The organism is Occallatibacter sp. (assembly GCF_035317045.1).
GTDB lineage: Bacteria > Acidobacteriota > Terriglobia > Terriglobales > Acidobacteriaceae > Telmatobacter.
Map to the genome: position 1 here is coordinate 225,301 of NZ_DATHHT010000033.1, position 21,208 is coordinate 246,508.

Consider the following 21,208-nt stretch of genomic DNA (forward strand, 5'->3'; position numbering starts at 1 on the left):
GCCCGCATGGGAGACTCGTTATTTAGCAGTGACAGCCGACATACTTTAAAACGCATCACAAGTATTTATAAATCTGCAATATACATCGATGGCCAAATTGGCCGTCATTGCCATGTCACGAGATGCTCATGCGGGACGTCATTTCCACAGACACGAGTCAGTATATTTCGACCAAGATTTCCACAGGTCTGGTTTTACGCACGAAAGTATTGACGGGAATGAACGGGGGTGTAATGCTTGTAAATAGAAACAGCCGGGCGGGTGGAAATCTTGTCTAGGGACTACACCCACCCCGGCTAGTATGCGGAGGCTCAGATGATATTAATACGGCGACACCCCTCGAAAGGGTGAGGACCTATCTTTGCCTCGCTGTCTCTATTTTACAGGCAGCGAGGCGCAACCCAAAGAAAAATTAGCGACGGGAGGTAACCTCGATGGATATTTATGAACCGGTAATTGCGGAGATGAGAGCGCAGATTGAAGAGTGTCAGCGAGTCATCGTTACGCTTGAAATGATGCGCACGAAAGCAGCAGCAGCCGGAAACTCGCCGAGCGCGGTTGCCTCACCGTCTCAGCAGAACGGACAGCCAAATTTCACCAACGATGCCTTCTTTGGCATGACAATCGGGGATGCGGCGAAGAAATACCTGACTGCGATAAAGAGGACTGCAACTGCACGGGCCATTACCGATGCACTTCTTGCCGGGGGATTCAAAAGCGCTGCGAAGAACTTCGTAGAAAGCGTTCGCTCAATCCTATCCCGCAACCCAACCTTCGTTTTGGTAAACGGAGAATTTGGATTAGCAGAATGGTATCCGGGTAGAAAAGCAGCGCCACCGAAGAAGAACGGGGGAACGAGCCTAGAACAGGACGAAGCAGAGGATGAGGAGCTTAGCCCTGAGAAGGCTTTTGGGAAGGCTTCCATCGCGCTTCCGCTGCCTTCCTTGCAATAGCTTTGCGGCGTTCGGGTGTTAACTTAGCGGCCCGCGCATGGCCTCTCTTGGCTGTCGCGGGCTTTTCTTTCGGCTGCGCTAGCGGAGTGCCATCCATGTGTTCGCCTATCGCACGTTCTACTATTCGAAAAGCGTTGACGGAGAAATCGCGTTCTTTGGCTGGTCGCCTTGGCATGACCCTAGTCTCTTACTTTTGCGTGACTCGTTCAAGTGGCTGAATTTCAAACTGACCCACTACCCAGGAATTGGTAGTGTCCTAATTTGAAACCCGAAGCCAAATTAGGACACTACCCAGGAATTGGTAGTGGGTCTTGGTAGTGGGTCAGTTTGAAACTAGATGGTAGGTTTCTTAACGCTTAAGAAGCCGTAGGCCACTCCGCCAAAGAGAATGAACGCTATTAACTGCGAGACCGGAAGAAACGCTGGGTTTGCGGCGCCCCGATCAAAAAAGAGATTCGCTACCATCGTCCCTGGAGCTAACACCACACTACAGATGAGATCAGGCACAGAGCCTGCAAGCAGGTGAGGTTGAAGGGCTGTAGGCACCGCCACAGCCGCAAACCCAATGAAGATCGCAAGCATTAGAGCAAGCGCCCGGTTCATGCAGCGAATTATAGGCGCACTTCACGCCTTCAGCCGCGCTACAAACTCTTTCACATCCGAAACGTGGTCGCTCAATCCGGCTTCCATCGCGGGGCGTTATCCGGAGCGTTTGATGCACGCGGGAGAAGTTGTAGTACACGATTCGCTCAAATCCGCAGGGGCAGGGTGCCCCATCCTTGCGAAGCAAGGGTGGGAAAGCATGAATTCCGACCAGCCGCTTCCCCGCACTCCGCCGCCAGTCTTTCACAAATCGTTCCGGATCTCACCGACCCGACAACACCGAGCCGATCCAGAATTACTCCGGTAAGCCCGGATGCCCCATTCATGCAGTTTCATCGCATGAGTGGGTCCCGCTCAGTCTCAATCCCGCGCTTTCAACCCCAAATCCCGCTTCATCGGATGCGCCTCGGTATTAAAAATCACCGAATCAAACTCGAGCGTCGACTCCGGCGCGAACAGCAGATACACATACTTCAGCGTCTCCGCAAAGAAAAAGCTCTCCATCGAGTCCCGCTTCTGCTTCGTCCGCACATCGGCCAGCGCCGCGTACGCCTCGTCGGTCCGGCAATACTTCACCAGCCCATCCAGATACGTCCGCCCCATCGCCAGGTACTTCGAGTCGTGCGTGTAATGGTAGAGGTAGTACGTCGATTCGATAATCTCCGGCCGTAATTCGTACCCCGGACTCGTGATCTGCATCTTCGTGTAGTCCAGCGTCTCCGGCTCGATACCCGCCACGTTCCACATCTTGTAGCTCGACTCCTGCAGTTCCGCCGCCCGGTGAACATCGTCTCCCAACGCCAGCACTGCCGGATAAAACGCATCAAGCGCGCCATAATTCGTATGCGTACGCTGCCCGCTGTTCATATCCGCCTGCCCATACCAAAGACCGGTTGGCTCCTGATCAGCGAGATATTTATCGATCGCCTTCACGCTCTCCTGCCACATGCGCGCACAGTCCTTGTCGTCAAACAGAATCGACGCCTTCAGCAGGTACTCGTAGTAGGAATCGATGCCGCCCATAATGCCCGCCGTCGGGTCTGTCCACTTCCCCGTCTCCACATCGATCTCCGACCCCACCAGCCCAATCGCCGAACGCCGCTTGTATAGCTCCACCACCGCCCTCTTGGCCATGTCGTAGTAGTTCTGCTTCCCCGTCAGCCGCGCCAGCATCCCGTACTCCAGCAGCAGCGTCCCAATCTCCGCCGGATTGCTCTTCGTTCCCCGCACCGCGCCCGTGTGCAGGTTCACGTACTCATACGGCATCCCCGTCGGCGAGTCGAACATCGGAGCCATCCGCCGCCCCAGGTCATCAGCCAGTTCCAGCAGCCGCTTGTCCCCCGTCATCTCGTAACAGGAAATCAAACTCCCCAGCAGCCGAATCGTGATCTCAAAATCCTTGACGTAGATGTCCTGGTCCAGATTCAGCTTCGTATCGATCAGAGCGCGCGCGTCGTCTGCCTGTTCTTTCAGCCCCATCAGTGTCAGCGTATCCAGCGCGTCCACCGGCGTCATCAGCAGGCTATGCCCATCCCCATACCAGTCGAATGGCTTCTGACTAAGCGGCTTCAGCGCATCATGCCCCCAGGCATATTTCTTGTACCCATTCCATGCATGCAGAGCCTCAGCGCGAACCCGCTCCGCTATCTCAGCCTTCTCCGCATCGCTCATCGCCCTCGCCGGCGCAGCAGCGGAAGCCACAGGCACACGTTTGCCCGGAGCATCGCTCTGCGCAAATGCAACCAGCCCAAATGAGGCGGCCAATAAAAAAACACCCGGCAAACAGAACTTCGAGACGCGCATTGTCATCCTCGCAACACACCGAAAACATCATACGGAATGAAGCCACAAATCGGAGTGTCATCCTGAACGCGTGTCCCCGCGCAGCCTCACTTCGCGGTGTCGTCCTGCGCGAAGCCGAAGGATCTGCAGTTGCTTTTGTCTTGTATCAGCATGAGCTCGGGTGTTCGCTGTGTCGTCCTGCGCGCGAGCCCGCCAGGCTGTCTCACTTGGCCGTGTCATCCTGAGCGGAGCAGGTTGGGGCCCCACGAAGTGGGGTAAGCGACGCGAAGGATCTGCTTTGGTTCTGTTGCACCCGCATCCAAACAAACCCCCACAAACAAAACCACCCAGAACCAGAATGGTCCCGGGTGGCTAGCTAAAAGCTAAATAGCTACCAGCTAAGCTGCTTCCTACGCCGCGCTCTCGCTCAGCGAACTTACCCTGAACCGCTTCATCTGGATCGACAGTGTCCGCTCGATCTTGCGCAGATCGCCGCGCTCCGCCGGCCCAGCAAACGTTGAAGCAATTCCCTTGGCTGATGCGCGTCCCGTGCGGCCGACACGATGAACAAAATCTTCCGCCAGTTTCGGCATGTCGAAATTGATCACGTGCGCCACGTTGGCCACGTCGATGCCGCGAGCGGCAACATCCGTAGCAACCAGCACGCGGTGATGCCCCTCAGAGAAACTCCGCAGAGCCGAGTTCCGCTGCGCCTGCGAGCGATCTCCATGAATCTGTGTCGCCGACCAGCCGGAACGGCTAAGCCTGCGCGCCACACGATCCGCGCCATGCTTCGTCCGCACAAACACCAGGAAGCTCCCATCCTCTGAATCCAGAAGATGCTCAAGCAATTCCTGCTTTTTGTCGGCAGCCACTTCAAACGTGCGAAGCTCCACATTCTCAGCCGGCTTCAGCACCGATCCGATTTCGACGCGCACCGGGTTGTTGAGATACTTGCGCGCCACTTCCTTCACCGCGCCTTCCAGCGTGGCGGAGTAGCAGAGAGTCTGCCTCGACTGCGGTAGCGTTGTCGCAATCCGTGCAATGGCTGGCTGAAAGCCCATATCGAGCATCCGGTCCACTTCGTCCAGCACCAGCATCTGGATCTGGTCCATCCGCACGAGTTTCCTTTTTAGATAATCCTCAAGCCTGCCCGGAGTAGCCACAATCAACCGCGCTCCGCGGCGAATGGCATCCAGTTGCGGACGCTCCTGCATCCCGCCAACTACAAGTGCAACGGTCTGCTGAGAGCTGGTCCGAATTACTTTGAATGCCGCTTCCACCTGCATCGCCAATTCGCGCGTGGGCAAAAGAATGAGTGCCTGTGCCGCGTTCCGGTCCTGTACCTTTTGCAGCATCTCCACGATCGGGATCAAAAACCCGAGCGTCTTGCCGGTTCCCGTTTGCGCCGTGGCCAGCACGTCGCGGCCTTCTAGAGCCGGAGGGATGCAGCCCGCCTGTACGGGGGTGGGGGTTACAAAATTGTTTGCGTTGAGCCGCGCCATCAGGGCGGCCGAAAGAGTGAACTGCGAGAACTGTGTCGTCAAAATCTGATCATTTCTGAGCTCCGGAGCCCGTCTTCCCTCGAGGCCTGCAATCGGAACCCGACCTTGCAGCCGCACACACACTTGTCCTGCCACGTGCGCGCCTGCTCTCTATTTATGCGTAAGGGAGAACCAAATACGTCCCTGGGACTGACCTTCAGACTTTTCAACTTCCTCTGAGGTCCGGACCTGCCACACGCTACGCAGCACTTTTCTGATTTCTGAAAAATGCCGTTTACCGCCGGTTCAGCTCATTGCCGTCCGGCACCACACTCTTGCAAACTGCTGAAAGCACACTGCTCCAGCTGGAGGTGGTTACGCTGTAGGGGCTTGGGGGAAATCTGTGCCAGGCTGAATTGCCTTGATAAGAAGGGGCAAACCGCCGCTCACGTCCAAATCACTGAGCGCAAAGCTAGTATAGCACGAAGCCACTCTTCTCGCCCCCTGCCTGCCGGGTGCCTCCGGAGTCGTACAGAGGGTCAGCAAGCCGCATCCTCGCCGCCGCCGCCGAATATTTACCATTATGAGTAATTGACGGTTAGACGGTTAACCACCCACACGCGAACTATGAGCGTGCCACGATGGCTCCATTGAACACAAAGACCTTCTCTGCAATCCGTTTGCTGACGTGATGTGCAATCGTTCGCGCAACTGCTTTTGACACGGTTTTGACATTTACGCCGTTGAATGTGTGTTCCGCGAAGGATCCATCGAACGATTCAAAGCGCAGGATTTCAAATCCCATCCCTTCGATCAAACCCGTGAACGTGTGCCGATTGTAGAAGTTGATATGGCCGATCGGGTTATGTATTGCGCCCTTTACACGGAGAGTGTCTTCCATGGGAACCTCAAGAAAAATCATGCGCCCAACGCGCTTCAACTCTTGTAGGAACAGTCTTTCGTGCTCTACATGTTCAAGAACATGGGTTGCATAAACCAAGTCCATACTCTTGTCCGCAAACGGCAGAGTTCGACCATCGAATGATTGAAGGGAGATCACCCGGGGAATGTTGCGTGATATAGCGGCCTTGATACCGCTCGAGGAGATTTCAACTCCGTGCACTCTTGTCCGAAACCTCTTCTGGAGAGTTCCGCGAGGACCGCCCCCTCACCCACGCCATCTTCTAAGATTGTCGCGGGGGCGAATTCTCGGCACAAGGATTCAATATGATCGGCCTTGGAGCGTGCGCCAACTTCACGCCATCTGGATTGAGTGCCATTTGCGTAGTAGTCATCATAGAATTCGATGTCAGATGCGCCATTTAGGGCAGGGGGCAAGGCAGATCCTCTTTTCGAACATGATACAACGGGTCTCTGCCCACATGATGTTCTTGTCTTACGGCCTGGGAAAGCGGCTCTCGGCAACCGAGCCTCCGATCGGATTCTGGACTATTCGTCCCGGGACGACGGAGTTCAATGCATCCAGCAGCTACCGCTCTTCCAGCCGCAACACCACCTGCCGCACCAGCTTCTCCAACTCCGGATTCACTCCCGAAGTCGCAGCCTCCACCGCCGGCAACGGCTCCATCCGCGCATCCGGAAATCCAAGCTTCCGCTTCAGCGCCAGAATCTCCTGGATCTTCTCCTCCGGAATGTAGGTCAGCGGCTTCCCAATCTGCTTCGCAATTAAATATGTCTTGCAATACGACTCCAGAATCTCCGTCAGCCACTCAGCATGCGTCACCGTATCGCTCCAGCAAACCACCCCGTGATTCGCCAGCAGAATCGTGTTGTGATCCTGCACAAACGGCAGCACCGTCTCGGCAAAAGCCTGCGTACCCGGCGTCTCGTAATGCGCCAGCGCCGCTGGCCCGATAAAAATCTCGTACTCCGAAATCAACCCCACCGGAGGCGCCGTTCCCGTCAGCGAAAACGCCGTCGCATACGGGGGATGACAATGCACCACGGCACGCGCCCGCGGATTGGCACGATAAATCTCCAGATGCAGCAGCAACTCGCTGGTACGCAGCCGATCCCCCGCCACAATGTTGCCATCCATATCCGAAAGACAGATATCCGCTGGCTCCATATCGCGCTTGCTCATCATGGTCGGCGTACACAACGCATACTTTGTGCCCAGACGACAGCTGATATTGCCCCCGTTGCCGTCCACATACTGCCGCTCCCACAGCTTGCGCCCGGCGCGGATGATCTCCGCACGCAGAGCCTCCGCCTCAAACGAACTCGATGCCTCCGAAGGAGAAAGCTCATCAGGCTTTGGAACGCGGAGAGCATCAACGACGGCCTCGACCACTTCCCTCACCTGCTCCGATATCGGATATGCCGCCTTTTCCATGCAGACCTCGAAACTCCTTAGCCGTCGCCACGCACGACGTTCCCCTCTACATATAGGTCCATTTGCTCATCCCCGCCGGTGATCCTGATCACTCCACGACGCCCTCAACGACCAGGATGATTTCTCCCGAGCAGCACGCAACCATGTACTTCACATCTCAGTAAGTGTCCGAACGGGGAGCATTTCCGCTACTTCCAATTTAGAAAGCAAACTTTCCGGCTTCAATAGATCCCTTTAGGAGACCCCATGTTACCCCGATCCTTGCTTGGACTCTCGACCGCGCTGTGCCTTGCAGCGCTCGCTCTAACCACCACGTTGCACGCTTCCGCCAGTTCGCCCGTCGCCTATGTGTACGTCGCCGAGTCAGGCGCCATCCAGGCTTACGCCACCGCAGCCGATGGGACGATGACGAAGATCCAGAGCCAGCCCACGGCGGGCGCTATCTGGCACCTCTCCGTGACCAAGAAGTTCCTCTATGGCATCGACGGCAGCTCTGACATCTCCGAGTTCTCCATAGGGTCCAACGGCAAGCTCACGCCGATCGGCACCATGGCCGCGTCAGATTACGACCCCGGCAACTGTTTTGCCTCGGGCATTCTGCAGGTCGATGTCACCGGCACCAATGTGTACGCCGACGTCAGCGATTGCGACGGTGAATCCTACGTCGTTTCGTTCAAGATCGGGTCCACGGGCCAACTGGAGTTCCTCGGCAAGGCGTTCGCAAGCGAATGGGCAATCTCCCAACTCCGCTTCACCTCCAACAACCTCTACGCCTTCCAGACCGGTTGCCACATAACGGCAGGCACTGCGGGCATCATCACCTCGGAGACCCCGGTGACCACGGAGTATAAGCGCGAATCGAACGGCTATCTTACTTACGTGGAAACAACAGCCGATATTCCCGAAGGCAGCGGAGACAAGACGTTCTGCCCGTTCAACCTCGCCAGCCACGGCAATCAGCTTGTCTTCGAGTATTTGCGCTACTTGCCGGGCGAGTTCTATGGGGTTGATTATCCGCTGGGCAATTACACCGTATCCTCAGACGGGAAACTCTCTACAAAGAGCGACTACGCCAACATGGCGGCAACACCCGTCTATCCCCGGGCGATCAGCATCTCCCCCTCCGGTGCGATTCTCGCCACTGGCGGCGATGAGGGCTACCAGTTCTTCCATTTCAGCGGCTCAAGCCAGCCTGTGAAATGGACCGGGCCGTTCGCCACCAACGGCATGGTCACCGAGCTCGGCTGGGACAAGACCGATCACTTCTACGCTTTGACAGAGAGTTCCCTGATCGAGTACCACATCACCTCAACCAGCTACAAAAAACTCGCCGGCGTACCCAACGCCTTCACCAGCGCCGGCAGCGTGATCGTGCTTTCGCTCAATTAAGAAAGTGCGAGCTATGCACAGCGCGCCGCTGATCACCCCAGCTCCTGGCCGCCTCTGGTCGCCGGGGTTGATGAGCGAGAAGGTTGATGGGTGACAACACAAATGGCGTGTCATCCTGAGCGATGCACGCTTGGGGCCCCATTGTGCGAAGTGCAATGGGGTAAGCATCGCGAAGGATCTGCTTCTCCGCCCCCGCACGTTTCCCTCAATCCGCCACAACCAGCTTCCTCTGCAGCGCTTCCAGCGTCTGCCCCTTCGTCTCCGGATAGGTAAACAGCACAGTCAGAAACTGCACCACCGTCATCACCGAGAAGAAGACAAACGGCACACTCTGCCCGAGGTGCGAGGCTGCCCACGGGAAGCTCAGCGCAATGATCGTGTTCATAGTCCAGTGGCTGGCATTGCCGACGCCCTGTCCCTTGGAGCGAACCGCGTTCGGAAACACCTCGCCGATATACACCCAGATCACCGCGCCCTGCGACATCGCAAAGAAGGCGATATACCCAATCAGCAGCCACACCAGCATTCCCTGGTGCGCGTTGCTGCGGTAGATCCACGCCACTCCCGCCAGGCAAGACGCCGTACCCGCCGCGCCAATCAGCAGCAGCGTCTTCCGCCCTAGCTTGTCGATCATGCTCATCCCGATCATGGTGAAAATCAGGTTGGTAAATCCGATCGCAATCGCCTGCTGGTCGCCCGACAACTGGCTGAATCCCGCCGCCTGAAAGATGTCGTTGAGGTAATAGAGAATCGCATTGATGCCAGCCAGCTGGTTGAACGCGCCAATCGAGATCGCCAGAAACAGCGGATAGCGATATTTCCATCGAAACACCGGCTCATGCGCCGTTGCATGTTCCTCGGCAAGCGCCTTGCGAATATCCGCCAGTTCCGCTTCCGGTTCCGGCTCGCCCATCAGCTTCAGCACTTGCAGAGCTTCATCGATTCGATCGCGAGACGCCGACCACCGCGGGCTGCGCGGAATCCCAAACAGCAATACCAGGAACCCCAGTGCCGGAACAGCCGCAACGCCCACCTGCCAGCGCCACTCGGTCGCGCCGAGATGCAGCAACCGGATCAGGTAGTTCGATGTGTATGCAACCAGGATGCCGAAAACCACGTTGAACTGAAATGCGCCCACCAGCCTCCCGCGCCACTTGGCCGGAGCAAGTTCAGCAATATAAACCGGTCCCAGAACTGAAGACGCGCCAATGCCCAGCCCTCCGATGAATCGAAACACCATCAGCGAGGGCCAGTTCCATGCCAGCGCGCTGCCCAGCGCTGAAACAATGTACAACACCGCCGTCAGCCGCAGAGTTTCGCGCGAACCAAGCTTGTGCCCCACCACGCCCGCGCTGAACGAACCCACCACGGTGCCAATCAACGCAATCGCGACCGTCCATCCTTTACCGGCGTCGCTCAGCCCATACAGTTTCACCACGGAATCGATGATCCCGGAGATGACAACCGTGTCGAAACCAAATAGCAAGCCGCCAAGCGCTCCTGTCAGAGTCGCTTTCATCAGGTTCAGGTTGGGTCGCATAGTCTGGCTGTCCTTGCCCCTTGGTCCTTGAATGCCCAGAACATCCTACAGACCGGAACCGGGAGCGGCAAACCCCTTGATCCAGACCTGAAAATACCCAACAACCCGGTGTCATGAGAGTCAGCGCGGGCGCGAGGCTCCAGGAGTGACAACCAGCGCGCGGCAGCGGCCTGAATCTCCCGCGCTCCATGCTATGGCCATGTCGCTGTCAATGTAGGCGCAATCTCCGGTTTCGAGAACCTCGTGCATTCCACCCGAGTCCAGATGAAGCTCCCCCTCGAGCACGTAGACGACGCTGCACTCGGATCGCCCGACTTCAGACAAAATTCCCGCGGCACCGGAGGGATACTCCAGGATGCGGGCAATAAGCCGCGCGTCGACCGACAGGGCGTGAAGCGGAATCTGCTTCGCTGCCTCCTGGCCTCTTCCATTTCCAATCAAGTGAGCTTTTCGGGTGATGGCCAGTGTGTGTTTTGTGGCGTCGCTAAAGAAATGACTGAGGCCGACGCCATAGACCCGGCAGATATTCGCCAGCGTGGGCAAAGTGGGAATCATCCGGTCGGTTTCCAGTTTTGACAGCAGTGCCGTCGACAAGCCGGTTTCTGCAGCCAACCGCGATAGCGTCAGGTGCTTTTGCGTGCGCAGCGTGCGAAGCTTCATCCCGATGCTGTAGGGCTCAAGTGACCAGCGCGCGTAAGACGGTCCATTCGCCATGACAATTACCTCACCATGGAGTCTTCCGCGAATCCGTCTTCCATCACCTGAAGGATTTCTGAAACCTGAGAGGTGGCGCATTGGCGAGCAACGCTTTAGCATGAGTACGGTAGCTCCACGGTTCGACACGAGGCAATTCAAAGGCTTCCAAAATCCAAGAAAAGGATCATCCCCCATGACCCTGCTTCCTCCTCTTCCTCTTTCTCGCGGCACCGTCTCCCGTTCACACCGCGCCGCTGTTCCAATCGCTTCGGCCATCGCAATGTTTTTTTTCATACTTACCGCGCATCTCGCAGCGCAGGACGCGGCGCCAGACGTTCTCGTACTCAGCAACGGAGATACCTTGCACGGCAAATTCGTGAGCGAAATCGGCGGGAAGGTCACATTCCACTCCGATCCCCTCGGAGACGTCACCCTCGAATGGGCCAAAATCAAAGACCTGCATACCGCCGGCAGCTTCGCCGTGATTGATAAAAACGTGAAGATTCGCGGCAAGAAGAGCTCGAGGTCAATCCCCACCGGCACCATCGAAGTGACCAATCAGTCGCTCACTCTGCATACCGACAGCGCCGCCGCGCCCGCGCCCGTTCCCGTCACCGATGCGGCATTCATCATGGATAAGGCCACTCTCGATAAACAACTCTTTCACTCTCCTGGGTTCTTTACCGGGTGGAATGGTGCCGCCACTGCCGGTGCCGCCATCGTCACGGCGACCCAGAATCAGTACACCTTCTCCGGCGGCGTAGGCATGGTGCGCGTTGTGCCCACCGCGAGTTGGCTCACCCCTCGGGATCGCACCTCCTTCGACTTCACCGGCTCCTACGGAAAAATCACGCAACCGTCCTTCACAATTCCCGCAACGGGAACCACGCCGCCCGTCTTCGTCCCTGCTGTGGTCACCAAGTCCGCCCTTTACCACGCCGATGCAGAACGCGATGAATATCTCTCGCCGCGCTTCTTCGCTCTTGGTCAGGCAGCCTTCGATCACAACTTCGCCCAGGATCTCGATCTGCAGCAGATCTACGGCGGCGGTATTGGATGGACCGCGCTCAAGACTCCAAAACAGGAAGCAGACCTCAAAGCGACGATTCAGTATGAGAAACAACTGTTCATTACCGGCTCGACGACGAACGAGAATCTGATCGGATCGACGCTCTCCCTGTCCTACGTTCTTCATCGCAAGCTCGTGACCTATACTCAGTCGCTGGCTTTCATCCCCGCGTTCAACCATCCTCACGCCTACTCGGCAGATGAAACCAACACGCTTGCATTTCCCGCCTACAAGAATCTGAGTTTCTCTTTGGGAACACTGGATAGCTATCTCAACGACACACCTTCGTCGGAGCCGCCCACCAAGCACAATTCCTTCCAGTTCACCATGGGCATCACCTACGCGATCAAATCGAAGTATTAGAACTGGTCAGTTCAACTCTGCCCATTCATCCGGCGTTTCTCGAGTCCCGCCTTCTCGGCGGGACTCTGCTTCTTTGATTGATCGCAAGCGCCTGACCCCGCAGTGAGACATGCGCTGCTGAACAGCACCCTCCACACGAGAAGCCTGTTCGTCCTCCGCAATAAACACTGCCATGTTTTTCCCATAGTGAAACAACACCGGTAACCTCGCAAAAAGTTACTAAATCTCTGCGGATAATGCTTTGCTCATCACACGTCGATGTTGCAGTTTAGATACATAATTGGTGCGCGATTCGAAACTCTAATTTGCTTCAACTCATCCAGATCGGAGGTATTTTCGGTCATCGCTCTTCCCCTTGGTTTCGAGACAAAGTCCGATTCCGCCAAAGGAGGCCATCTGCCCTTGGAGTTCCATGGGCTCCAAAAGCAGACTGTTCGGAACGTTGAGGAAGATGATGGTTGAGTCTAGTTCGGCAGCAAGTTCACCTGAATCACCGGGTCGCGCATTCACATTTGGAAATCTTCATCTCGATCCCGGCGGAACCCTTTCACGCGGGGACGAAATCATTCATCTTCCTCCCAAGGAACTGGCGGCTCTGAAGCTGCTGCTCGCTCAAGCCGGTCAGATCGTGACTCATCAACAACTGAAAAAAGCACTCTGGGCAGATGTGCACGTCACTGACGACAGCGTGTCCAAATGCATGTCCTCCCTGCGCGAACTGCTCGCGCCCGACGACTGCATTCAGACTGTCTATAAGCGCGGTTACCGGCTTTTCGCGGAAACGCACAAGATCGTGGAGAATGTTGCTGAAGAGAGACCGCGCCTCGTCATCATGCCGTTTTCGGCGGAGTTGAACGTTCCGCCTTACCTCGGATCTTCAATCGCAGAAGAAACCATCGCGCTTCTGACAGGCGATCCCCTGTCGCCGGTTCGAGTGCTTGCCAGGGACTCGGCGTTCGCTCTTGCCGCACGCGGAATGCATGCTCACCAGGTCGGTGAAGCACTCCGCGCGGACCTCGTGCTCACCGGGACACTCCGCTCGCAACCTTCGCATTTTCGCCTTCGTGCCGAGATGATTCGCGTCGCGGACGGCACGCAAATCTGGGTTGAGGACATGCTTATTCCCCTGGAAAGAGCTGCGGGATTGGAATCGGAGCTGGCTCATCGTCTCTTTGTTCGCCTGGGCAACTACGATCCCTATCAATCCAAACCGCAGTCCCTTGCTTTCGGCGGAGCGCAGAACCCTGGTCGCCGCGAAGCCTATGAACTGTTCCTGCGTGGGCACCACGAATGGCAGACTCTGCAACGGCACCGCATGCAGGACGGTATCCAGCATCTGTCGCGCGCCATCGAACACGATCCCACTCTCTACGCGGCGCATATTGATCTCGCAAACGCATGTGTGATCCAGACTCTCTGCGGTTTCACCGCACCGGCGCAAGCGGCCGAACAAGTTCGCCACGCCGCCGAGGCCATTCCACCCTACGTTGAAGGTGCAGACGCGATCCTTCCGCCGATCGGTTGGGTGCGTTTTCACGTCGACCACGACTTGGCAGGCGCAGGGCGCGCTTTCTCGGCCAGTGCCCATCTTCCTCATGAGACCTCGATTACACGCCTCCGCACCATGTTCGCCCTCAGTCGCCATCGCTTTTCTGAAGCCATCGCATTGCTCAACGACGCGCTTCAATCCGATCCGTATTCGCCCTGGCTGAACGCACGCCTGGCTTGGGCCTGGCATCTGGCCGGCGAACCGGCAAAGAGCGTTGCGCAGGCGGAGCACGCGCTCGACATTTTTCCTGACCACGAAAGCAGCAATATCTACGGCTCAATGATTCTTGCCTTCAACGGCAAGACGGATCGCGCCATCGCCGTTTCAGAAAGCCTTGTCCGCCGATCACCCTACTTCGATCCCGCCGCTGGCGTCTACGGCTATGCACTTGCTCAAGGCGGACGCCTCGATGAAGCGCGCTCCGTTCTGGAACGCCTGCAGTGGCTAAGCCGCGAGCGTTTTGTCTTGAGTTCTTTGACCGCTGCCATCTGCGTTGCTTTGGGAGACACTGACGGCGCACTCGCGGAACTTCAGACTGCCGCCGATTCCCGATGTCCGTGGTTCTTTCAGGCGCTTGCCGATCCACGTTTCGCACCGTTGCAGGGCCATCCTCAATTCGCCAGAATGCGCGGGATTCTCGAACGGATGGAAGAGACGGCCAAAAAGAAGGGCGCGGGCGACCTTTAGTCCCAGGCTGACCTCGTTGAATCTCTCGAAGTAAACCGATAAACTTAGCCAACCGTGCCCCCAACCTAGTACATTTCTCCCGGGACCTGACGGCACTCCGGTGCGCACAGAGCGCCAGTTCTTCTCCGGCCGGCTTCGTCCGGAGATAACCGATCTGCTTGTTCAGAATTGGAGATCAGGTACTGCCAAATGGAGGAACGACCCATGCCACTTCGTCGCTGGCTTTTCATTTCGCTTTTGACTTCAGCTCTAATTGCCACCAGCTCTGCCGCACAGGAACCTGCCTACCTCAACACCAATCTGTCGCCACAGGAGCGTGCGCACGACCTGGTGAGCCGTATGACGCTGGATGAAAAGGCATCGCAGCTCGAAGACTGGGCCACCGCCATCCCCCGGCTCGGCATTCCCGATTACCAGACATGGAATGAAGCGCTGCACGGGGTCGCGCGCGCCGGGTACGCAACCGTGTTTCCGCAGGCGATCGGCATGGCGGCCACATGGGATCCGAGAATGGTCCACAGCATGGGCAACGTCATTTCCTCTGAAGCCCGCGCCAAGTACAACCAGGCCCAGCGCGAAGGCAATCACCGCATCTTTTACGGATTGACCTTCTGGTCGCCGAACATCAACATCTTTCGCGATCCGCGCTGGGGCCGAGGGCAGGAGACCTATGGCGAAGATCCCTACCTGACGGGCCGCATGGGCATCGCTTTCATCGGTGGCGTGCAAGGCAGCGATCTCGAGCATCTGCGCGCCGTAGCCACCAGCAAACATTTCGCCGTACATAGCGGCCCCGAGTCGTTGCGTCACGGCTTCAACGTCGATCCCAGCCCGCGCGATCTCGAAGAGACCTACCTTCCCGCCTTTCGCGCCACCGTCACCGAGGGACACGTGCAGTCCGTCATGTGCGCGTACAACTCCATCGACGACTGGCCCGCCTGCACCAGCAGAATGCTGCTCAAAGAGCATCTCCGCGATGCATGGGGCTTCAAGGGCTTTGTTGTCTCCGACTGCGGCGCCATCGTCGACGTCTATGAGGGCCACAAGAAGACAACCGACATCGAACACGCGGCAGCGCTATCTCTCCAGGCAGGCACTGACCTTTCCTGCAGTATGTGGACACCCGGCTTCAACACGCTGGCCAATGCCGTGCGCCATGGACTCGTCACCGAAGACCTGGTCACACAAGCCGCTGAGCGTCTCTACACCGCGCGCTTCCAGCTCGGCATGTTCGATCCTCCAGGCTCCTCGCTCGATCGCATTCCGTTTTCCTCCGTTGCATCTGATGCCAATCGCCAGACGTCGCGTAAAGCCGCCGAAGAAAGCATCGTCCTGCTGAAGAACGACGGCACGCTGCCCTTGAAGACGCCAGAAAAGATCGCCGTGATCGGCCCGACCGCAGATTCCTTGCCGTCTATCCTCGGCAACTACGTCGGCACGCCGCTCCATCCCGTGACGCCGCTCGACGGAATGCTGAATCAATTCAAGAGCACACGCATCCTCTACGCGCAGGGCTCCACGCTCGCCGAAGGCTTCGCCGTGCCCGTTCCGCGTACGGCATTCGGTCTGAACAAGGGCTTGAAAACCGAATTCTTCGCCACGCCGGATTGGACCGGCCGCCCCGTCGCCTCCGAAACTGAACCCCTCATCCAGGCCGACTGGGAAAATGCCCGGCCCGCACCTGAAGTCGATACGCACAACTACTCCGTCCGCTGGAGTGGCACTATCGCCGCGCCCGCACCCGGTCACTACGTCTTCACCCTCGAAGTGGGAGACGGTTTTCCCTATTCGCCCGCTGAAAGCTACCGATTCACGCTCGATGGAAAAGTGCTTGGCGAAGGCAATATCCGCACCGGCCACGACATGGCGGCAATGGGCAACTTCAAAACCGCGCCAGGAAATTCGCCCACCGCGCCGCCGATCGAGACCTTCGCACAGACCCCCACCATCGCGGTTGACTTCACCGATACCAAAGATCACGAATTCAAGCTTGAATACGCGCACTCCGCCGACAGGTCCGGCGGCGGCATCACGCTGAAGTGGCAAGCCCCAACTCAGGCCCAGCTCGATGAAGCCGTCGCCCGTGCCAAAGAAGCAAGTGTCGTTGTAGCTTTCGTTGGCCTCTCGCCACAGCTTGAAGGCGAAGAGATGCCCATCAAGATTCCCGGCTTCAGCGGCGGCGACCGTACCAGCCTCGACCTGCCCGCGCCTCAACAAAAACTGCTCGAGGCTCTCGCGGCCACCGGAAAGCCCCTCATCGTTGTGCTGCAAAGCGGCAGCGCCGTAGCCCTCAATTGGGCCAATGAACACGCCGCCGCAGTCCTCGAAGCCTGGTATCCCGGCGTCGATGGCGGCTCCGCCATTGCACGTACTCTCGCCGGTCTCAACAATCCCGCCGGACGCCTGCCCGTCACTTTCTACGCCTCGCTCGACGGCCTGCGCGCGTTTACTGACTACTCGCTGAAGGGACGCACCTACCGTTACTTCACCGGCAAACCGCTCTGGGGATTCGGCTACGGCCTCAGCTATTCAAAATTCACCTACGGGCCGGTAAAGCTTTCGTCTTCGAATCTAAAAGCGGGAGACGCAATCACCGCCACCGTCACCGTCACCAACCAGGGAACCATGACCGGCGACGAAGTCGTCGAAGCCTACCTGAAGACACCGCAGGAAGGCGGCCCGATCCATTCGCTCGTGGGATTTGACCGCGTCACCATCGGTCCCGGCGCCAGCAAGGAAGTCACGCTGAAGATCGATCCGCGCTCACTGTCGAGCGTCGACGACCAGGGCAATCGCTCGATCCTCACCGGCAAATACACCCTCACCCTCGGCGGCGCACAGCCCGAAGAAACCCAGGCAAAGTCCGAAGCCGGTTTCACAGTGACCGGAACGGCTCCGCTGCCGAAATAACTACAACACAAATGCGGGCGGACTTTGAAAGTCTGCTCGCACCCTTCCTCACTCAGTAATGACGCGGTCCGCCCACTCTACCAGCGAGACAAAGATCGCGGGACTGCCGAACTTCGCTCCCCATTGATCCAGATCCGTCTGCACAACACTCCGCGCGCGACAGCAAGCTCCGCACGCGTAAATCTGGACCTTCCGGTCAGCCACCTTTCTAAGAGTGCCCTCGAGTGGCGGCCATCCCACCGGCACCACCGCGGCTGCAACCGACGAACGCATCAGCGAGACCGCTTCGCCAAGCAGGAAGAGCTGGACCGTATGCCCAGCTTCTGAGAGTGCCAGACCATGGAGAAAGGGAAAGGCAGCCTTGGTGGGATCGTCCGATCCCCAGGCGCTCTTCATCATGACGTTTAGCTGCTTGTGACCACGGCTTTGTCCCCAACTCGAAGCAATACCAACGAGAGGAAGCGCGAACATCTGGCGGAGGAACGACCGACGTGCCATATTGACCCCCATATTGCGGAGCCGAAGTATAGCACTCTCAATAACTCCTGAATTTGAATTCCCTGAGCGTTCGCTCCGAGAGCGGCATCACTCACAATCACGGGAACGGCGCGGCCGCAGAAATTGTGTCCAGAGCGTAGGAGCCCTGCGCGTGGTCGTGAACCACGAAAATTTCATTGGTCTGCGTTACTTACTGCAGCTGACGCGAAGGCTCGTCGTCGTGGGACGTCGGGCCGAACAGACGCGTCGGTCCTTCCTCCTCGCGATCCTCCGGCGTGCCAAAGAGGCCCATCACCCGGAGGATTGCGCAAAGCCAGGACCAGAGCAGCAGCATCAGTCCAAGTGCGGTAAGCGCGGGTCCACCGAGGGCGGCGGGACCGTAGGTCGCGAAATTGATTTTCAGAGCCGCCCCCGACAGCGGGTAGGCTGCATTCAAACCAACATTCCCGGTGCAATAGAAAAATGTCAGTCCGAGACCAGCTGCCATCAATAGAACGGAGAGGATTAAAGGTCGGTCAGGCCTCATTTGAGTCACCTCACTGAGTAGTTTCGAGGCAGGAAGCTTGATCGAGGATGTCCATATTCGCAAGTGACTCGCATTGCTTGACTTCCTGGGTGATCGCATCACACGGGTTCGCCCCTTCGCAAGTTTCTGAGTGACCCGGCCTTCCACCGAATCGAGGCAGCGAAGGACTGACGCGGGTCGTCCGCTCGTGGACAGTACTTTGCGATTGCGGACAATGGAAACTCCGGCGACGCGTCTCAATTCATTGAAACTAAGCACTTGGAGCTCGTTCGGTTTGGCGGTGGAAGTGCGAGTGCTATGCTTCCACGCACTGCGCTCCGGAGGCCAGATGAGGAACCTAGTTCGCGATCTTCGCTACGCACTTCGCCAGATCCGCAATTCGCCGGGATTCTCTCTGATCGTAGTGCTGATGCTGGCGCTGGGCATCGGAGCCAACACGGCCGTCTTCAGCGTGATGAACGCTGTCCTGATGCAGCTGCTGCCGGTCAGCCGACCCGACGGGCTCTCCTATGTTCATATCGGCGGCGGCGAAAACCAGCCGCCCGGAGGCTGGAATACGGGCGATGGCGATACCTCGTTTTCAGAACCAACATTCGAGGCCTTCCGCCTGCGCAGCGACGTCTTCGAGGAACTGATCGGTTATGCGCCGTTGAGCTTCACCGGAAACGTGCCTGTGCGTTATGGCGAGCTGCCCGAGGATGCAGAAGGCGATGAGGTGAGCGGCAACTTCTTTTCCGGACTGGGCGCCCGCATCGAGCGCGGACGGGGCTTCTCCCTTGACGACGAGAAGGCCCACGCGCCGATCGCGGTCATCAGCTACGACTATTGGACACGGCGTTTTGCTCGCGATCCCGGGGTGCTCGGACACACGCTTTACGTGCGAGGCGTCCCTCTGACCATCGTGGGCATCACCGCGCATGGATTCAAGGGTATTGAGCCGGCCGCCTCCACCGATTTCTGGATCCCGCTGCAAAACCGGCTGGAGTTGAACGCCTGGGGCACCACGGACAAAGACCAAACCCTTTACGGGGCGCCGCGGTGGTGGTGCCTGCGGATGATGGCGCGGCTCAAAAGCGGCGTCACGCCTCAACAGGCTGGTCAGGCGCTGGCCGGCACCTTCGGCGAAGTCGCCTCGCAGTCGCTGGGCAAGATCGATCCCAAGGCGTGGAAGCCGCTGCTCGATTTCGTGCCGGCGCATGGCATCGCCGGTTACAACGATACTTATCGCGAGCCGGTGCGCATCCTCATGGCGCTGGTAGCGATGGTGCTGCTGATCGCGTGCACCAACGTTGCAATGATGGTGCAGGCGCGGAATGCGGGCCGCCAGCGCCAGTTCAGCTTGAGAATGGCGATTGGCGCGACGAAGGTGACGATCTTGCGCCAGCTACTGGCCGAGAGCGTGTTGCTGGTCACTGCGGGGGCATTGCTTGGCTGGCTGTTTGCTCTCCTGGCCACGAGGGCGCTGGCGGCCTGGTCGGAAATCGAGACCGGGCTCAGCCCCGACCGCACGGTACTCCTGTTCACGCTGGCCGTCTCCTGCGCGGCTGCGCTGGCGTTCGGGCTTGCGCCTCTGTGGAGCGCGGTGAGTGCGCCGGTTGCCGGAGTGTTGCGCGCGAATACATCGAACTCTACGGCTACGCGTGGGCGAGTGCTGGGCGGACGAATCGTGCTCTCTGCACAGGTCGCCGTGTCCCTGGTTCTGCTGATGGCCGCAAGCCTGCTGCTGCGAACCTTGCACAACTACGCCACAGAGAACCTCGGCATACAGGCCCAAAGCGTGCTCGCATTTGGTGTGTCGCCGCAGGGGCGGACCGACACCCATTTCTTCTATCGCAACCTGCTCGAACATATTCGCCAGACACCTGGAGTCGAGTCCGTGTCCATGGCGTCGAACCGGCCTGGGACGGGGTGGAGCAACAACGACGTGCTGATCATCGACGGCGTGCTCCAGAACGGCGCGAGCCTCCGCTGGAACGCCGTCGGTCCGGATTTCTCCAGGACATTGGGAGCCCCAATTCTTGCCGGCCGCGACATCGACCAGCGGGATGTGAAGGGAACGCAGCGTGTTGTGGTAGTAAACGAGACCATGGCGACGCGCTACTTTGCGCATACAAATCCGATCGGACATCAGATCTGGAAGGAGAATCCCGCGACCATCGTGGGCGTCGTAGCCGACAGCAAATACCGGTCGGTGGACGAAACCCCACGTCCGATGGCCTTCACCGCAGCCATGCAGGATGACTCGCTGGGCACCATGAGTATTGAACTACGCGCGCAGGGCGACGCCGCGGCGTTGCTGCCTGAGATGCGGAAGCTCGTCGCCGGACTTTATCCTGATGTGCCGCTTGAGCAGCCCATGACGCAGCAGGACCAGTTCGAGAAATCCTATGAGCAACAGCGGATGTTTGCCGCGATGGGTGCATTCTTCGGGCTGCTTGCGGCTCTGCTGGTGGCGACCGGGCTTTATGGAATGCACTCATTCCGCGTGAGCCGGCGCACGAACGAGATCGGCGTGCGCATGGCGCTGGGTGCAAGCCGCATGCAGGTGGTGGCCATGGTGCTGCGCGAGAGCCTCTGGGTGCTTTTGGCGGGAATCGCCGCAGGGATTCCCTTGACGTATTTTGCGGCGAAACAACTCACGTCGATGCTGTACCAGATGTCGCCGTTCGATCCGGTGAGTTTCGCCTTATCCATTGCGGCGATGACGATAGTGGGAGCATCCGCGGCTCTGGTGCCGGCGAGGCGCGCAGCATCGGTTGAGCCAATGCAGGCATTGCGGACGGAGTGAGAGAAGGCCGATCTT

Annotated in this window: 13 protein-coding genes and 1 pseudogene; 6 read left to right on the forward strand and 8 right to left on the reverse strand. The window is 58.2% G+C overall.

Translation table 11 applies throughout. The features are described from left to right. Positions 1 to 434: 434 nt before the first annotated feature. Positions 435 to 953 carry a hypothetical protein gene (locus VK574_RS16615; protein WP_472800982.1) on the forward strand — a complete coding sequence of 173 codons (519 nt, stop codon included), beginning with the start codon at positions 435 to 437 and terminating at the stop codon, positions 951 to 953. Positions 954 to 1,916: 963 nt separating this feature from the next. On the opposite strand, the gene VK574_RS16620 is transcribed toward VK574_RS16615, so the two are convergent. The 4 genes and pseudogenes from VK574_RS16620 to VK574_RS16635 all read right to left on the reverse strand — a co-directional run bounded on the left by VK574_RS16620 (position 1,917) and on the right by VK574_RS16635 (position 7,178). Further along, positions 1,917 to 3,359 (reverse strand): glycoside hydrolase family 47 protein, encoded by a 1,443-nt coding sequence (locus VK574_RS16620; RefSeq protein ID WP_472800983.1) that lies wholly within the window; start codon positions 3,357 to 3,359, stop codon positions 1,917 to 1,919. A 389-nt stretch (positions 3,360 to 3,748) separates the two neighbouring features. Then, on the reverse strand, positions 3,749 to 4,885 hold the full coding sequence (locus tag VK574_RS16625) for a DEAD/DEAH box helicase (protein ID WP_472800984.1): 1,137 nt from the start codon (positions 4,883 to 4,885) through the stop codon (positions 3,749 to 3,751). A gap of 562 nt (positions 4,886 to 5,447) precedes the next feature. Beyond that, a pseudogene (locus VK574_RS16630) lies at positions 5,448 to 5,960 on the reverse strand (class I SAM-dependent methyltransferase); the annotation flags it as partial. A 351-nt stretch (positions 5,961 to 6,311) separates the two neighbouring features. Then, positions 6,312 to 7,178 (reverse strand): class II aldolase/adducin family protein, encoded by an 867-nt coding sequence (locus VK574_RS16635; protein ID WP_472800985.1) that lies wholly within the window; start codon positions 7,176 to 7,178, stop codon positions 6,312 to 6,314. Positions 7,179 to 7,424: 246 nt separating this feature from the next. On the opposite strand from VK574_RS16635, the gene VK574_RS16640 reads away from it, so the two are divergent. Next, positions 7,425 to 8,567 (forward strand): hypothetical protein, encoded by a 1,143-nt coding sequence (locus VK574_RS16640; RefSeq protein ID WP_472800986.1) that lies wholly within the window; start codon positions 7,425 to 7,427, stop codon positions 8,565 to 8,567. A 205-nt stretch (positions 8,568 to 8,772) separates the two neighbouring features. On the opposite strand, the gene VK574_RS16645 is transcribed toward VK574_RS16640, so the two are convergent. Together VK574_RS16645 and VK574_RS16650 are read right to left on the reverse strand one after the other, a co-directional pair. Next, entirely contained in the window at positions 8,773 to 10,107 is a 1,335-nt protein-coding gene (locus VK574_RS16645; RefSeq protein WP_472800987.1) for a sugar porter family MFS transporter, read from the reverse strand. Positions 10,108 to 10,227: 120 nt separating this feature from the next. Next, the gene (locus VK574_RS16650) at positions 10,228 to 10,821 is read right to left on the reverse strand and encodes a helix-turn-helix domain-containing protein (RefSeq protein WP_472800988.1); all 594 of its coding nucleotides are present in this window, start codon (positions 10,819 to 10,821) and stop codon (positions 10,228 to 10,230) included. Between the two features lie 175 nt (positions 10,822 to 10,996). Here VK574_RS16650 and VK574_RS16655 point away from each other — a divergent pair, with 175 nt between their 5' ends. The 3 genes from VK574_RS16655 (at position 10,997) to VK574_RS16665 (ending at position 17,381) form a co-directional block, all read left to right on the forward strand. Then, on the forward strand, positions 10,997 to 12,235 hold the full coding sequence (locus VK574_RS16655) for a DUF481 domain-containing protein (RefSeq protein WP_472800989.1): 1,239 nt from the start codon (positions 10,997 to 10,999) through the stop codon (positions 12,233 to 12,235). A gap of 451 nt (positions 12,236 to 12,686) precedes the next feature. After that, positions 12,687 to 14,471, forward strand: coding sequence for a tetratricopeptide repeat protein (locus VK574_RS16660; protein ID WP_472800990.1), 1,785 nt, complete (start codon positions 12,687 to 12,689; stop codon positions 14,469 to 14,471). A gap of 204 nt (positions 14,472 to 14,675) precedes the next feature. After that, the gene (locus VK574_RS16665) at positions 14,676 to 17,381 is read left to right on the forward strand and encodes a glycoside hydrolase family 3 C-terminal domain-containing protein (RefSeq protein ID WP_472800991.1); all 2,706 of its coding nucleotides are present in this window, start codon (positions 14,676 to 14,678) and stop codon (positions 17,379 to 17,381) included. 48 nt (positions 17,382 to 17,429) lie between these two features. Here the strand turns inward: VK574_RS16665 and VK574_RS16670 are convergent, their stop codons facing one another. Beyond that, positions 17,430 to 17,879, reverse strand: coding sequence for a DsrE family protein (locus tag VK574_RS16670; protein ID WP_472800992.1), 450 nt, complete (start codon positions 17,877 to 17,879; stop codon positions 17,430 to 17,432). A gap of 190 nt (positions 17,880 to 18,069) precedes the next feature. After that, the gene (locus tag VK574_RS16675; RefSeq protein ID WP_472800993.1) at positions 18,070 to 18,405 is read right to left on the reverse strand and encodes a hypothetical protein; all 336 of its coding nucleotides are present in this window, start codon (positions 18,403 to 18,405) and stop codon (positions 18,070 to 18,072) included. A 328-nt stretch (positions 18,406 to 18,733) separates the two neighbouring features. Here VK574_RS16675 and VK574_RS16680 point away from each other — a divergent pair, with 328 nt between their 5' ends. Continuing rightward, positions 18,734 to 21,193, forward strand: coding sequence for an ABC transporter permease (locus VK574_RS16680; RefSeq protein ID WP_472800994.1), 2,460 nt, complete (start codon positions 18,734 to 18,736; stop codon positions 21,191 to 21,193). Positions 21,194 to 21,208 lie beyond the last annotated feature (15 nt).

Bases quoted from the DNA above. Each gene is read 5' to 3' on its own strand.
- VK574_RS16615 (WP_472800982.1), top strand. From the start codon at position 435: ATGGATATTTATGAACCGGTAATTGCGGAGATGAGAGCGCAGATTGAA.
- VK574_RS16620 (WP_472800983.1), bottom strand. From the start codon at position 3,359: ATGCGCGTCTCGAAGTTCTGTTTGCCGGGTGTTTTTTTATTGGCCGCC.
- VK574_RS16635 (WP_472800985.1), bottom strand. From the start codon at position 7,178: ATGGAAAAGGCGGCATATCCGATATCGGAGCAGGTGAGGGAAGTGGTC.
- VK574_RS16640 (WP_472800986.1), top strand. From the start codon at position 7,425: ATGTTACCCCGATCCTTGCTTGGACTCTCGACCGCGCTGTGCCTTGCA.
- VK574_RS16645 (WP_472800987.1), bottom strand. From the start codon at position 10,107: ATGCGACCCAACCTGAACCTGATGAAAGCGACTCTGACAGGAGCGCTT.
- VK574_RS16650 (WP_472800988.1), bottom strand. From the start codon at position 10,821: ATGGCGAATGGACCGTCTTACGCGCGCTGGTCACTTGAGCCCTACAGC.
- VK574_RS16655 (WP_472800989.1), top strand. From the start codon at position 10,997: ATGACCCTGCTTCCTCCTCTTCCTCTTTCTCGCGGCACCGTCTCCCGT.
- VK574_RS16660 (WP_472800990.1), top strand. From the start codon at position 12,687: ATGATGGTTGAGTCTAGTTCGGCAGCAAGTTCACCTGAATCACCGGGT.
- VK574_RS16665 (WP_472800991.1), top strand. From the start codon at position 14,676: ATGCCACTTCGTCGCTGGCTTTTCATTTCGCTTTTGACTTCAGCTCTA.
- VK574_RS16670 (WP_472800992.1), bottom strand. From the start codon at position 17,879: ATGGCACGTCGGTCGTTCCTCCGCCAGATGTTCGCGCTTCCTCTCGTT.
- VK574_RS16675 (WP_472800993.1), bottom strand. From the start codon at position 18,405: ATGAGGCCTGACCGACCTTTAATCCTCTCCGTTCTATTGATGGCAGCT.
- VK574_RS16680 (WP_472800994.1), top strand. From the start codon at position 18,734: ATGAGGAACCTAGTTCGCGATCTTCGCTACGCACTTCGCCAGATCCGC.